Origin of the sequence: Bacillus sp. ISL-55 (assembly GCF_018613155.1) — a bacterium.
GTDB lineage: Bacteria > Bacillota > Bacilli > Bacillales > Cytobacillaceae > Mesobacillus.
This window is the reverse complement of sequence record NZ_JAGGQU010000001.1, coordinates 1,848-15,475: the sequence shown is the minus strand read 5'-3', so window position 1 is coordinate 15,475 and position 13,628 is coordinate 1,848. Positions and strand designations below refer to the sequence as shown.

General features: G+C 44.2%; 12 protein-coding genes. 1 reads left to right on the top strand and 11 read right to left on the bottom strand.

Features of this window, described 5'->3' with window-relative positions:
* Positions 1-2 precede the first annotated feature (2 nt).
* From rlmN to J7E32_RS00015, 11 genes are all read right to left on the bottom strand, one after another.
* Positions 3-1,094: a dual-specificity RNA methyltransferase RlmN gene (rlmN, locus tag J7E32_RS00065; RefSeq protein ID WP_214901885.1), complete on the bottom strand. Its 1,092-nt coding sequence runs from the start codon at positions 1,092-1,094 to the stop codon at positions 3-5.
* A gap of 1 nt (position 1,095) precedes the next feature.
* Positions 1,096-2,445, bottom strand: coding sequence for a 16S rRNA (cytosine(967)-C(5))-methyltransferase RsmB (gene rsmB / locus J7E32_RS00060; RefSeq protein ID WP_214901883.1), 1,350 nt, complete (start codon positions 2,443-2,445; stop codon positions 1,096-1,098).
* Positions 2,438-3,391, bottom strand: coding sequence for a methionyl-tRNA formyltransferase (fmt, locus tag J7E32_RS00055; protein ID WP_214901880.1), 954 nt, complete (start codon positions 3,389-3,391; stop codon positions 2,438-2,440). Before fmt ends, rsmB begins: the two co-directional genes overlap by 8 nt.
* Complete coding sequence (gene def, locus J7E32_RS00050; RefSeq protein ID WP_214901877.1) at positions 3,388-3,873, bottom strand: peptide deformylase; 486 nt, start codon at positions 3,871-3,873, stop codon at positions 3,388-3,390. The genes fmt and def overlap by 4 nt, the downstream gene beginning before the upstream one ends.
* A 139-nt stretch (positions 3,874-4,012) precedes the next feature.
* On the bottom strand, positions 4,013-6,427 hold the full coding sequence (gene priA, locus J7E32_RS00045) for a primosomal protein N' (protein ID WP_214901874.1): 2,415 nt from the start codon (positions 6,425-6,427) through the stop codon (positions 4,013-4,015).
* Positions 6,424-7,635, bottom strand: a complete 1,212-nt coding sequence (gene coaBC / locus J7E32_RS00040; RefSeq protein ID WP_214901871.1) for a bifunctional phosphopantothenoylcysteine decarboxylase/phosphopantothenate--cysteine ligase CoaBC — start codon at positions 7,633-7,635, stop codon at positions 6,424-6,426. The genes priA and coaBC overlap by 4 nt, the downstream gene beginning before the upstream one ends.
* A 541-nt stretch (positions 7,636-8,176) precedes the next feature.
* Positions 8,177-8,401: a DNA-directed RNA polymerase subunit omega gene (gene rpoZ / locus J7E32_RS00035; protein ID WP_041965989.1), complete on the bottom strand. Its 225-nt coding sequence runs from the start codon at positions 8,399-8,401 to the stop codon at positions 8,177-8,179.
* The gene (gene gmk / locus J7E32_RS00030) at positions 8,402-9,016 is read right to left on the bottom strand and encodes a guanylate kinase (protein ID WP_102262146.1); all 615 of its coding nucleotides are present in this window, start codon (positions 9,014-9,016) and stop codon (positions 8,402-8,404) included. It lies immediately after the preceding gene.
* 9 nt (positions 9,017-9,025) lie between these two features.
* Positions 9,026-9,289 carry an extracellular matrix/biofilm regulator RemA gene (remA, locus tag J7E32_RS00025; protein ID WP_023614949.1) on the bottom strand — a complete coding sequence of 88 codons (264 nt, stop codon included), beginning with the start codon at positions 9,287-9,289 and terminating at the stop codon, positions 9,026-9,028.
* 56 nt (positions 9,290-9,345) lie between these two features.
* Positions 9,346-10,221 carry a YicC/YloC family endoribonuclease gene (locus tag J7E32_RS00020; protein ID WP_214902568.1) on the bottom strand — a complete coding sequence of 292 codons (876 nt, stop codon included), beginning with the start codon at positions 10,219-10,221 and terminating at the stop codon, positions 9,346-9,348.
* Between the two features lie 401 nt (positions 10,222-10,622).
* A complete protein-coding gene (locus J7E32_RS00015; RefSeq protein WP_214901848.1) occupies positions 10,623-13,313 on the bottom strand; it encodes a calcium-translocating P-type ATPase, SERCA-type in 2,691 nt (896 codons plus the stop codon).
* A 139-nt stretch (positions 13,314-13,452) separates the two neighbouring features.
* Between J7E32_RS00015 and J7E32_RS00010 the strand changes: the two genes are divergently transcribed.
* Positions 13,453-13,590 (top strand): hypothetical protein, encoded by a 138-nt coding sequence (locus tag J7E32_RS00010; protein WP_214901845.1) that lies wholly within the window; start codon positions 13,453-13,455, stop codon positions 13,588-13,590.
* Positions 13,591-13,628: the final 38 nt, after the last annotated feature.

The following is a 13,628-nucleotide window of genomic DNA, read 5'->3' as shown; positions in this document are numbered from 1 at the left end:
TGTCACCTCGTCTCTTCTTTTCTTTCTTTCGCCCGAAGTTGTCCGCAAGCTGCTTCAATGTCATGCCCTTGTTCTCTTCTGATTGTCACATTCACTCCACGGTCGCGAAGAGTACGTTCAAACTTGAAGATCTGGCTCTTTGGTGTTCTTACGTAATCACGTTCAGGTACATAGTTGACCGGAATTAAATTGATATGGCATTTCAAACCTTTAACCAGCTGTGCAAGCTCTTCTGCATGCTCAACCTGATCATTGACTCCCCCGAACAGACCGTATTCAAAGCTGATTCTTCTTCCTGTCTTGTTCACATAATAACGGACAGCGTCCATTAAATCAGGAAGCTTATATGCACGGTTGATTGGCATCAGCCTGCTGCGCAATTCACTATTTGGCGCGTGTAAGGAAATAGCAAAGTTAATTTGCATATTTTCATCCGCAAACTGATAAATCTTAGGGATGATTCCGCTTGTAGATACCGTAATATGGCGTGCACCAATATTCATACCTTTGTCATGGTTCATAATTTTCAAGAAAGAAAGCATATGGTCATAGTTGTCGAATGGTTCACCGATTCCCATGATAACAATTGAACTTACTCTCTCGTCTGTCTCGTCTAGTGCCTGTTGTACTTTTACGACTTGGGCAACGATTTCTCCTGCTTCCAGGTTCCTCTTCAAACCGCCAAGGGTGGATGCACAGAAAGTACAGCCGATCCTGCAGCCAACCTGTGTTGTAACACAGACAGAGTTTCCATACTCATGCCTCATGAGCACCGTTTCAATTGATACTCCATCTTGCAATTCAAATAAAAACTTGATAGTCCCGTCAGATGATGTCTGCTGGATGATTGTACTCAGGGTCGTCAGGACAAAATGCTCTTCTAGCTTGTCCCTCAAAGGTTTAGCCAAATTGGACATATCTTCAAAAGAAGCTGCTCTTTTTTTGTAGAGCCAGTCATATATTTGTTCTGCCCTGAACGGTTTTTCTCCTTGATCCTTCAGCCAATCCTTCAGTTCATCAAGCTGAAGTGAATAAATGGACCTTTTTGCTGTAACTTCGGTTGCTTCATTTCTAGTTGTTTTTTCTTGTTCCATGTTATTCCACCTTCTTTCTTAAACAAGCAATATAAAACCCATCAGAGCCAAAGTCCTGCGGAAGAATTTGCACATCATAGCCATTGATCAATGGTTTGATAGCCTCTGGCATTCTTTCTGCAAATGCTGTATCTCCTTCGAATTCCGGATGCTCGCGTAAAAATTTTTCGATTACTTCCTGGTTTTCTTCTCGGTCAACCGTGCATGTGCTATATACCAGTGTGCCACCAGCCTTCAAGAGCGGGGCGACTGATTGTAGCAGGCTCAGCTGAATGGTTTGCAGCTGTGATAAATCCTGTTCTTTCTTAGTATACTTCATATCCGGCTTTCGTCTCATTACTCCAAGACCAGAGCAGGGAGCATCGAGCAATACCCTGTCAACTGACTCTTTTTCAAAATGGGTGGCTGCCTGGCGGCTGTCCATTTTTTGAGCTTCGATATTTTCTAGACCCAAACGCTCAGCATTCTCAGAGATAAGCTTCACCTTGTGCTCATGAAGGTCAAGTGAAATCACCTTCCCGCTATTTCCAAGCTTCTCGGCGATATGAGTAGTTTTCCCACCAGGTGCAGCACATGCATCAAGAATAACTTCTTCTTCTTTAATGCCCAGCGCGTTTGCAACCAGCATGGAGCTTTCATCCTGGATGGTCAACAACCCATATTTGAAAGCTTTAGATGAGGCCAGATTGCCTCTCAGACACTTAACTGCTTCTGGCAGAATCGGACTCGGCTCTACCTCAAAACCTTCTTCCTCCAGAAGCTCGAGGCACTCATCACGAGAAATCCTCGTCAGATTGACTCTGCCTGTCTGCAGCGGTGCAGTTAAATTCACTTCACACATTTCCCGTGTCTTTTCCTCACCGAATTGGTCTACCCACCTTTTTACGAGCCATAATGGATGGCTGGTCTCAATGGATATTCTTTCCGCAGGGTCCGCAATGGAATCAAGGGAAGGTAATCCGTTTCTCTGGATGCTCCTGAGCACTCCATTCACAAGACTGGCAATTCCCTTATGTCCCCTTCGTTTTGCGATCTCCACCGCTTCAAAAATTGCCGCTCTTTCCGGAATTTTATCCAAGTAAACCATCTGGTAAACCGTCATGCGAAGCAGATTGATGACCCAGCTTTGAAGCTTTTTGTTTTTCTCGATGAAAGGCTTTAGGTAGAAATCGATGGTCATTTTACGCTGAAGCGTGCCATATACCAATTCTGTAAGCAGCCCAACATCGATTGGACTGATTTCATTTTTTTCTATCGCGCTGTTCAAGAGCAGATTGCTGTAGGCCTGATTCTTTTCAATTGTTTCCAGGAGCTGCAATGCAGTATCTCTTACATTTTTCTTTTTACTCATTGATGTCTCCTAACTTAACACCTGGCTCTAAGTTTGACCCTGCCCCAAGCAGAAAATTCTTGGCATCCATCTTTTTCTTGCCGGCAGGCTGAAGTTCTGTGATTTTAATTGCGGTTTCATCCCCAGTCGCAACAACAAAACCATCTTCTTCAACTTTCACAATCGTCCCAGGCTGGTCGCTTCCTTTATGGTTTGCCTTTTCGGCCCCCCATAGCTTCATGGCCGATCCATCCATAGTGGTGTAGGCAACAGGCCAAGGGTTCATACCGCGAATATGGTTATAAATATCGGCGCCAGCTCTGTTCCAATCGATTTTTTCCTGTTCGCGCTTAATATTCCATGCAAATGTAGCTTCTTCATTATTTTGTGGAACAGGAGTGATGTCCCCTTTTAGCAGCTTTGGAATCGTTTCTGACAAAAGGTCTGCACCAGCTGCGCTCATTTTATCATGCAATGTTCCAACTGTATCTGTTTCAGTAATTGGTACTTCTACCTGAGTCAGGATATCGCCAGCGTCCAGCTTTTCAACCATATACATGATCGTTATTCCTGTTTTTTCTTTTCCTTCTATGATGGCATAGTGAATGGGTGCACCACCGCGAAGCTCTGGCAGAAGAGATGCATGGACATTGATACAGCCATATTTCGGTGCCTCGAGGAGCTGATTTGGCAAGATTTGTCCAAACGCAGCCGTGACAATTAATTCCGGATTAAGTGCCAGGATTTTATCCAGCTCTTCCTGCTGGCGGATTTTCTCTGGCTGATAAACGGGGATGCCATGTTTCAACGCTTCTGCTTTAACAGGAGGCGGTGTCAGGACCCTTTTTCTGCCAACTGGGCGGTCAGGCTGGGTAACAACTCCTATAACGTCATAGCCCTCGTCGACCAATCTTCTCAAAACCGGTACAGAAAAGTCCGGAGTCCCCATAAATACGATTCTTGTCATTCCTGGTTCAACTCCTCTAACTCAGCTTCTTCGATATATTTTGACACCTTAGTAGTGAATAACACACCGTGCAGATGGTCAATCTCATGCAGGATCGCTCTTGCCAAAAACTCCTCTGCCTCTAATTCATAGCTTTTCCCTTTGCGATCCTGTGCTTTTACCTTCACATAGTTGGGGCGAGTGACCTCTCCGTATAATCCCGGGAAGCTTAAGCATCCTTCAGGACCAGTCTGCTCACCGCGAGTTTCGAGAATCACAGGATTGATCACTTCAATCGTTCCATGCTCATCATCGATATCGACAATTGCAATCTGTTTCTTTATATCTATCTGAGGAGCGGCCAGGCCGACACCATCAAATTCAATCATTGTATCATACATGTCATCCAGCAGCTTTGCCAGTTTTTTATCAAAAACTGTGACCTTGTCGCATTCCTGTTCCAAAATGTCTGCTGGGTAATTAACTATTTTTCTTACTGCCAAAATAAATCCTCCAATAAATCCATTTAAATATTAGTATTAGCTTGTTCAATCATCTTTTTTCGTAAACTTTCCTGTAGGCTCATTCCGTAAACTTTATTGCTAGGAAAGCAGCAATCAATGCAAAAGTTTAAAAATATCCTTACATCAGAATATAAGGGTTCAGGTCGACAGAAATCTGCAATGCTCCAGTACCTGTTTCCTGCTGGTAATGATCCAGTATTGTTTTTAAGGCATTTTTAAGTTCTGGTTCCTTTTTGTATTTTATCAGACATTGATAGCGATATCTATCGTTGATCCGTGGGATTGGTGATGCTACAGGACCCAGAACGACTGCTTCATTCGTCAACCTTGAGGAGATGAATTTTGCGATCTTTTCCGTAACTGATACTACTTTCATCAATTCTTCATGGCTGACAGTTACCAGGGAAAGGTAATAAAATGGCGGGTACTGATGAACCTTCCGGATCAGCATCTCCTGCTGGTAAAACCGGTCGTAATCCTGTGTCCCGGCAAGCTCAACGCTGTAATGTTCAGGAGTATAAGTCTGAATCACTACCTCGCCAGGAAGCTTGTGTCTTCCAGCCCTCCCGCTAACCTGCGTCAAAAGCTGAAATGTTTTTTCCGAGGACCGGAAGTCGGGCAGATTCAACATTGTATCAGCTGAAAGAACACCTACTAAAGTAATATTTGGAAAATCCAATCCTTTAGCAATCATTTGCGTTCCGAGTAAAATGTCCGCCTGACCCTCCTGAAAAGCAGTCAGTAACTTTTCATGCGAGCCTTTCCTGCCGGTTGTATCGACATCCATCCTGATAATTCTCGCTTCAGGAATCAATTTTAACAATTCTTCCTCAACCTTTTGAGTCCCCGTCCCGAAATAGCGGATATGCTCACTGTTGCATTCAGGACAAATGGTCGGCACCCTGTCTTCATAGCCGCAATAATGGCATTTCATCTGCTCATTATAACGGTGGTATGTCAGCGTAATATCGCAATGCGGGCAGTTCATGACATATCCGCAATCACGGCACATCACAAACGACGAATGCCCGCGTTTATTCAGAAACAGGACAGTTTGTTCTTTTTTCTCAAGCCTGTCTTTTATCTTTTCAAAAAGCTTTTCCGAAAACATAGACCGGTTTCCCGTCCGCAATTCCTCTCGCATATCGACGATTTCAACTGTTGGGAGCGCCTGATTGTTCATCCGCTTTGGCAGGGATAACAGAGTATACCTTCCTTTTTGCGCCCGTGCAAATGATTCGAGTGAAGGTGTTGCACTGCCAAGGACAACTGGACAAGCATTTGTTTTAGCACGCTGAATCGCCACGTCCCTTGCATGGTATCTCGGGTTTTCCTCTTGTTTGTAGCTTGTTTCATGTTCTTCATCGATGATGATGATGCCAATATTCTCAAATGGGGCAAAGATCGCTGACCTCGCTCCTACAACAACTTTTACTTCCTTGCGCTGGATTTTCCGCCATTCATCATACTTCTCCCCAGCCGACAGGCCGCTGTGCATGACAGCAACCAAATCACCAAACCGCTCTTTGAAACGCGTGACCATTTGCGGCGTTAATGAAATTTCCGGCACAAGCACAATCGCTTCCTTGCCTTTCCTCAAGACTTCCTGGATGGATTGCAAATAGATTTCCGTCTTCCCGCTGCCTGTAACACCATATAATAGGAAGACTTCATGCAAATCCTTTTCAATTGCAGAAAGAATCGGGCTAATAGCCTTTTCCTGCTCTTCTGTCAGTTCCAGAGCAACTTTCCGTTCAAATTCCCGTTCTGAATATGGATCCCTGTATACTTCAAGTTCTTCAACTTTCAGTATACCTTTTTTAACAAGTGATTGAATTGATGCCTGGGAGATTCCGAGAGTGGAGAGTATCAGCCTTTGTTCCACAGGCTCCGGATGTTCAAGGAAGAAGTCGAGTACAGATTGTTGCCCTGACGCCTGTGGCGGAAGTTTATCCCGTGTCTCCATCAGCTGTTCAGTATCGATTGCTGGGGAAACATGCTTGAGCAGCTTTTTCCGTACCCTGTCCTTTACCTGGTAAACAACATCTACCCTGCCAGACGCCGCTTCCTTTTGAAGTTGCTGGACAAGCCCATTCGAAACGGCATCCTCCCATTTAATTTCTCTAGTTTCTCTGAATAACTCTATTAAATTCCCAGACAGGTCGGTTAACTCTGTTCCTTTTGCCAGGACAATTTTCTTTTCATATTTAGCCTTTAATGCTGCTGGAAGCATTGCCTGATAAGTGGAAATTTTATAGCTTAATGTATGCTCAGTCAACCAGTCACCCAGCTGTAGAAGCTCCTTATTCAATACCGGTGTCAGGTCAAGAGGTTCGATGATTGCCCGCAGCTTCGAAAAACTCGACTCTGCTTTAAGATCCCTGACAAAGCCCTGGATTTTCCTGGGACCGAAGGGGACGATCACCCTTGTCCCAGGCTTAATCACATCTTTGTATTTATCAGGAATTTTATAGTCAAAAGTTTTGTCGGTTTGCTTTGCAGGCACATCGACAATAACGCTTGCTATATTCATAAGCTTTCATCCTTTTTTAACAATTGGACAACTTCGGTAAGGATATTACGGGCTACATCTGCTTTTGGCATCAAAGGCAGGGCGATGTTCGCACCATCCTTTTTGTAAATGGTGACGATATTTGTATCAGCACCAAATCCTGCCCCTTCCTGCTTTACGTTATTCGCCACAATCATGTCTGCGTGCTTTTTGGCAAGCTTGCCCTTTGCATGGTTTTCGACATCATTTGTTTCAGCTGCGAATCCCACAATCACCTGGTCCTTTTTCCTTTGACCAAGCTCAAAGAGGATATCCTTCGTTCTTTCCAGCTCAAGAGCCTGGTCGCCTTCTTTTTTCTTCATTTTCTCTTCATATATATACTTCGGCCGGTAATCTGCAACTGCCGCAGTACCGATTAGGACGTCGACTTCCGCAAAATGCTCCAAGGCAGCTTGATACATTTCCTCAGCACTTTCAACTTTGATCAATTCAGCTCCACCTGGAGGCTCGAGGTTGACTGGACCAGATACAAGGATCACTCTTGCTCCCATTTTCACAGCTTCTCCTGCTAATGCATACCCCATTTTGCCCGTTGAATGATTGGTGAGAAAGCGGACAGGATCGATTTTTTCCCTTGTAGGGCCTGCAGTAATCAAAAGAGTTTTCCCCGAAAGTTCCCTGCCCCGGTTATTAAAAAATTGGCCTGCTAGTTCTACGATTGTCTCAGGTTCCTCAAGACGGCCCTTACCTGTATATCCACATGCCAAATATCCTTCTCCAGGTTCAATGAATTCATAACCAAAGCTTCTTAAAGTCTCCATGTTTTTCTGGACTGCAGGATGCTGGTACATATGTACATTCATCGCTGGAGCCACCCACACTGGTGCAGTCGCTGCAAGAAGTGTAGTGGAAATCATATTGTCAGCAATCCCATTTGCAAGCTTGCCGATGATGTTGGCAGTTGCCGGAGCAATTATAATTAAATCAGCCCAATCTGCTAAATGGATATGGGCGATATTTTCAGGATTTTTCTCATCGAATGTATCTGTATAAACTTCACTTCTGGACAATGCCTGAAAAGTGAGCGGAGTTACGAATTTAGACGCTGAGTCACTCAGGATTACCTTCACTTCAGCGCCAGCCTGTGTAAGCTTGCTCGTCAGTGCAGCACCCTTATATACAGCGATCCCACCGGTCACGCATAATAGAATTTTTTTACCGTTCAGCATGTCAGAGAACCCCCATTTTACAACAAACTATCATTATGATTGAACTATAACATTTTTTCACAGATTAAGCATGGAAAAGGCAAGGCAGCTACTATAATATATCGCTGGCACTTGAGAACTTTTCTATAAGACCTTTTTCCAGCAGAAACCCCGTTTCGGGCTTATAGAATGTTTCAATAGACCTTTTACCAGAAAAAAACCCGTTTCGGGCTTATAGAATATTTCTATAGGACCTTTTTCCAGCAGAAACCCCGTTTCGGGCTTATAGAATGTTTCTATAGGACCTTTTACCAGAAGAAACCCCGTTTCGGGCTTATAGAATGTTTCTATAGGACCTTTTACCAGCAAGAACCCAGTTTTGGGCTTATAGAATGTTTCTATAGGACCTTTTACCAGAAGAAACCCCGTTTCGAGCTTATAGAATATTTCTATAGGACCTTTTATCAGCAGAAACCCCGTTTCGGGCTTATAGAATTTTCTATGTCCCATAAAGGCCCAAACAAAAAAATAACAACCCAATAAATAGGTTGTTATCGCGGTGTTATTCGTTGATATTTAACTCTTCATGGCTTCCTGCTGTCTTGAAGTGAAGCTTTTCTGCGTTGATTTCTTCAAGTGCCTTGCCGACGAATTTGTGGGAAACATACTTATCTAGCTTAGCATCCATGTGCACCTGCATGCTGCGCGCGCGCTTTGCAGCAACCGATACCAATGAATATTTCGAATCAATTTTAGTCATTAAAGAGTCAATAGAAGGATTAAGCATTTATTCTACCTCCAGCATTTTTTTATAACGATGTTGAACGCGTTCCCTGCGGCAGTGTTCCGCCACAACGATTGACTTAACTCGGTCGGCTGCGTTTTCAACATGATCGTTTTCAACCACATAATCATATAATTCCATCATTTCGAGTTCTTCTCTTGCAGCTTTCATCCTGCCTTTGATGATATCTTCCGTTTCAGTGCCTCGTGTCACGATCCGGTTTTCAAGCTCTGAAAGGCTGGGCGGAGCAAGGAAAATGAAAAGTCCCTCGGGGAATTTCTTCCTTACCTGGCTTGCTCCCTGAACTTCAATCTCAAGGAAAACATCCCTTCCCGCATCAAGCGTTTCGCGGACGTACTCAACTGGAGTCCCATAGTAATTGCCAACAAACTCCGCATACTCCAGCAATTGGTCCTCCCTGATCATCTCTTCAAACTCTTCCCTTGTCTTGAAGAAATAATCCACTCCATTTTGCTCACCTTCACGCGGCAGCCTCGTTGTCGCGGACACGGAATATTCAAACGCTGTATCGTGCTGGGAAAATAATTCTTTCCGGACTGTGCCTTTGCCTACTCCTGATGGTCCTGAAAGAACAATCAACAAACCTTTTTCCTGCATTAATTAGTCCTACCCTTCATCAATAATATCATCACGGTCATTCAGACGGTGAGCTACCGTTTCCGGCTGTACCGCAGAGAGAATGACATGATCGCTGTCCATGACGATGACAGCCCTCGTCCTTCTTCCGTATGTAGCATCTATTAACGATCCCCGGTCGCGAGCGTCCTGGATGATCCGTTTTATTGGAGCTGATTCAGGACTTACGATCGAAATGATCCTGTTAGCTGAAACAATATTGCCGAAGCCTATATTTATAAGCTTTATTGCCATGATGGTCCCCCAATCATCAGTTATTTATTTTGGCCTTTAAAGACCCTTTCTAAACGCTACTCTATATTTTGCACTTGTTCCTTAACCTTTTCCAGGAGGCTTTTCATTTCGACAACTTCCCTGGCAATTCTTGAATCATTCGCCTTGGAACCGATCGTATTGACCTCGCGATTCATTTCCTGAAGCAGAAAATCAAGTTTCCTGCCAAGAGGCTCATTCGCCTTCACTATATCTTTGAATTGACTTACATGGCTTTCAAGCCGGGCAATCTCTTCACTGATATCAGCTTTATCTGCAAAGAAGGCAACCTCAGTGAGGATTCTGTCCTCATCTGCCTGGCTATCCATAAATTCAGCCATTTTCTTATGAAGCCTTTCGCGGTATTGCTCCACAACATTCGGCGCCAGCTTGTTGACGCTTGAAATGTTCTCTTTTAGCAGTTCGATATGCTGCAATACATCTTTTTCAAGTGCTGCTCCCTCCAGCCTGCGCATTTGGACCAGCTGGTTGCCTGCATCCTCAACGGCAGAAAGGACAAGAAGTTCAAGTTCTTCATTTTCAGCTTCTATTTCCTCAATATGGATAATTTCTTCTCTGCTGACAATATCACGGAGCTCAATATCGCCCGTCATGCTGTACCTGTTTTTAATTTCTGATATGTGATGGACTAATTCGTCCAGGGCTTTCCAGTCAATATGTACACTTCGGCTAACTATGCCTTCGCCCTCCAAAGTTACAAACACTTCGACTCTCCCTCTTTTAATGTGTTCGCCAAGTTTCTTCTTTATTTTTTCTTCCGTTTTCAGGAGCTGCCGGGGCATACGAATATGGAATTCACAAAAGCGGTGATTGACCGTTTTTACCTCGACTGTGACACTGAACCTCTCAGATTCAGCCCGGCTCCTTCCAAACCCAGTCATACTGACGACCATTTCAGACACATCCATTCTTTCTAAAAGGCTGTTTTCGTAAAGATTTTTGTTAAAATCCTAAAGCCGATTTTAACGTGATAAAAGCCATTTTGCAGTTCGGTATTAAGTGTGCAAGCTCTTTTCTCCTAATAATCTTAGAATTTGTGAATGAACATAGGTCACTTAATCCTATTTTATAGCCAATGAGAAAAGAGCTTTCTAAAAAGTCGAGTTTCTTGTATACCATTGGAACAGGCTTATTCATTTATGTAATCTCTAATACTTGTTTTTTCTCTCCCTCACCTCGAGTGGAAATCTCGAGACCAGGAATGTATTCATTTTCACAAACTTTTAACAGTAAGTGCACGAAAGTATTACAAAAAAAAAGAAAGGCAATAGAGCCTTCTCTATTACCTAACGGATTATATCATATTTCTCTTTGTTTTTCTTGCAAAAAATGTTCCTGCAAGCAAAAATGTAGGAATTGCCGATAAGCCAAGGATTAATAACCAGTCAACTGCCAGGATTGGAACGGTATGGAATATTGGCTGCAAGGCAGGTGAATAAATAACCACTAGGACCATGGCCAACGATGAAATGACGGCCCAAACTAAATATTTGTTCTCAAACGGGTTGCGGGCAAAGATTGACTTTTCGCTCCGGCAGTCGAATACATGGATCAGCTGCGCCATCACGAGAGTAGTAAACGCAATCGTCTGTGCATATGCCAGGTCATCCGGATTTCTATTATAGACAATCATAAATGCGAACAAAGTCATTAAGCCAATCAAGAAGCCTCTTGAAACGACCTTCCAGCCTAATCCCCGGGCAAATACCCCTTCCCTAGGATGGCGAGGAGCCCTTTTCATGACATCTTCCTCAGGCTGGTCCAGACCTAATGCCATCGCAGGCAGGCCATCTGTTACCAGGTTCACCCAGAGTATTTGAATCGGCACTAATGGCAGCGGCAAACCTATGATCATCGCGAAAAGCATGACCAATATCTCCCCGACATTGGAAGCCAGGAGGTAGCGGATGAACTTCCTGATATTTTCATAGATGTTACGGCCTTCTTTTATTGCTGCTTTAATAGTGGCAAAGTTATCATCGAGAAGCACGAGTGAAGAAGCTTCCTTCGCTACATCTGTACCTGTGATCCCCATAGCCACACCAATATCTGCAGCCTTAATTGCTGGTGCATCGTTTACGCCATCGCCTGTCATAGCGACGATATGTCCTCTGTTTTGCAATGCCTTGACGATCTTTAGTTTATGTTCTGGCGAAACTCGCGCAAAAACGGAGACATCATCGACGATATCCTCCAGCTCAGAAACGGACATCTCTGATAACGCTTTTCCATCCAATACTTTGCTGCCTTTGGTTAAAATACCTAACTGATTCGCAATCGCTTTTGCTGTAATAACGTGATCACCCGTAATCATCACTGTTTTGATGCCGGCATCGCGGCATTCTTTTACCGCTGTCTTCACTTCAGGCCGCGGCGGATCAATCATACCTTGCAATCCGATGAAAACCAGGTCTTTTTCGGCTTCATTTTCATGAAGGACTACAGTGTTTTGAGGAATCGGTTTGAAGGCAATTGCAATCGTTCTTAATGCGTTGCCCGCCAGCTCGTCAATCGCCCCCTGGACTTTAGAAGTCAAGTCTTTTGTCAGGCGCTGCTGCCTTTCGTCCCAAAGGATTGAATCACTTAATCCAATCAGGACATCCGGTGCGCCTTTTACAACAGCGAATTTACGTCCAGTTTGATCTTTCACAATCATGCTCATCATTTTTCTCCGGGAATCAAACGGGAACTCATTTACAATTTCAAACTGGTTGAGCAAATTCTCTCTTCTGTAGCCAGCTTTCATTGCGGCAACCAGCAGAGCACCTTCAGTTGGGTCACCATCAATTGCGTACTCACCATCTTTGTCAATCATTTCTGCATGGTTGCAAAGCATGCCAAATGTCAGCAGCTGCTGCAGTGATTTTTCATTTTGAGGGTCCACGCTTTTGTCATTATGATAGAACAACCCTGTCGGTGAGTATCCTACACCGTCGACTGTCCAGGTTTTATTGCCACTCCAAAGATGAGTGACCGTCATCTTGTTTTGCGTCATCGTACCTGTTTTGTCAGAACAAATGACAGACGCACATCCTAGTGTCTCTACAGCCGGCAGCTTCCTGACGATTGCATTCTTCCTGATCATTCTCTGGACACCAAGTGACAATGCCACAGTTACAATTGCAGGAAGTCCTTCAGGAATGGCGGCAACTGCCAAACTGACGCCCGCAAGGAACATCGTATATAAATCATGCCCCTGAAGGACTCCAATCCCTACTACCAATAGTGTTAAGAAAAGAGCTGCTGTTATCAGGATTTTGCCCAACTGTTCCAGTCTGCGCTGCAGGGGTGTTTCCTGTGTTTCGGCCGTCTGGAGCAAGTCAGCGATCTGGCCCATTGCTGTTTTCATTCCTGTAGCAACAACAACACCAGTTCCAGTTCCCCTTGTAACCATCGTACCCATGAACGCCATATTCTCCATATCACCTAGTCCAGGGTTAGGAATCCTCAACGGACTTGTGTTTTTTTGAACTGGGACTGACTCTCCGGTAAGCGCTGACTCTTCAATTTCAAGACTTCTGGATTCAATCAAGCGGATATCCGCACCAATTCTGTCCCCGCTTATAAATTTAAGGATGTCACCAGGTACGACTTCCTTTGATGGAATCTTGGCCCATTCTCCATCACGCAAAGCATGGACCTGCGGAGCAGAAAGCTCTTTCAGGGCATCAAGTGATTTTTCCGCCTTTCTTTCCTGGAAAAACCCTAAAATACCATTTACAAGAACAATGGCAATGATGGCGATCGCATCCACCATTTCACCGAGAAGGCCTGATATCAAAGTTGCTGCAAGGAGCACCAGTACCATGAAATCCTTGAACTGGCTGAAGAACAATAATAGGGCCGATTGTTTCTCCCCTTCGTCCAATGCATTATATCCATGCTGTTCACGTCTGCGTTTTACTTCCTTTTCTTCCAATCCTTCTGTAAAATCTGTTCTTAAGGCACTAGCTATTTCATTTTCATTCATCTCATGGAACTTCATGGGGCCATCACACTTCCTCCTTGTTTGTCCTACTCTAAAGAAAGCTTATTCAGCCCTGTCCAAAAAAATGATAAGATGTTTATAGATATAAAAGCGGAAGCGCCTTGATCAGCCCCGACAAGCGTTGGAGGACCGACCAGTGAAGTCGCTCTTTGACTTCATTGGGCGGACCGAAACGTCTCGAGGGGCTAGGCGCTGCAGCTGGATAAAGAAAAGCGGAGGCGACTGTCCAACTCCGACAAGCGCTGGAGGACCTGACAGTGAAGTCGTTCTTTGACTTCATTGGCAGGGCCAAAATCGAAAAGTATAGCCGAC

Excerpts from the sequence above, each read along its gene's own strand:
- rlmN (WP_214901885.1), bottom strand. The coding sequence starts at position 1,094 with ATGGAACAAGAAAAAACAACTAGAAATGAAGCAACCGAAGTTACAGCA.
- rsmB (WP_214901883.1), bottom strand. The coding sequence starts at position 2,445 with ATGAGTAAAAAGAAAAATGTAAGAGATACTGCATTGCAGCTCCTGGAA.
- fmt (WP_214901880.1), bottom strand. The coding sequence starts at position 3,391 with ATGACAAGAATCGTATTTATGGGGACTCCGGACTTTTCTGTACCGGTT.
- priA (WP_214901874.1), bottom strand. The coding sequence starts at position 6,427 with ATGAATATAGCAAGCGTTATTGTCGATGTGCCTGCAAAGCAAACCGAC.
- coaBC (WP_214901871.1), bottom strand. The coding sequence starts at position 7,635 with ATGCTGAACGGTAAAAAAATTCTATTATGCGTGACCGGTGGGATCGCT.
- rpoZ (WP_041965989.1), bottom strand. The coding sequence starts at position 8,401 with ATGCTTAATCCTTCTATTGACTCTTTAATGACTAAAATTGATTCGAAA.
- gmk (WP_102262146.1), bottom strand. The coding sequence starts at position 9,016 with ATGCAGGAAAAAGGTTTGTTGATTGTTCTTTCAGGACCATCAGGAGTA.
- remA (WP_023614949.1), bottom strand. The coding sequence starts at position 9,289 with ATGGCAATAAAGCTTATAAATATAGGCTTCGGCAATATTGTTTCAGCT.
- J7E32_RS00020 (WP_214902568.1), bottom strand. The coding sequence starts at position 10,221 with ATGGTCGTCAGTATGACTGGGTTTGGAAGGAGCCGGGCTGAATCTGAG.
- J7E32_RS00015 (WP_214901848.1), bottom strand. The coding sequence starts at position 13,313 with ATGAAGTTCCATGAGATGAATGAAAATGAAATAGCTAGTGCCTTAAGA.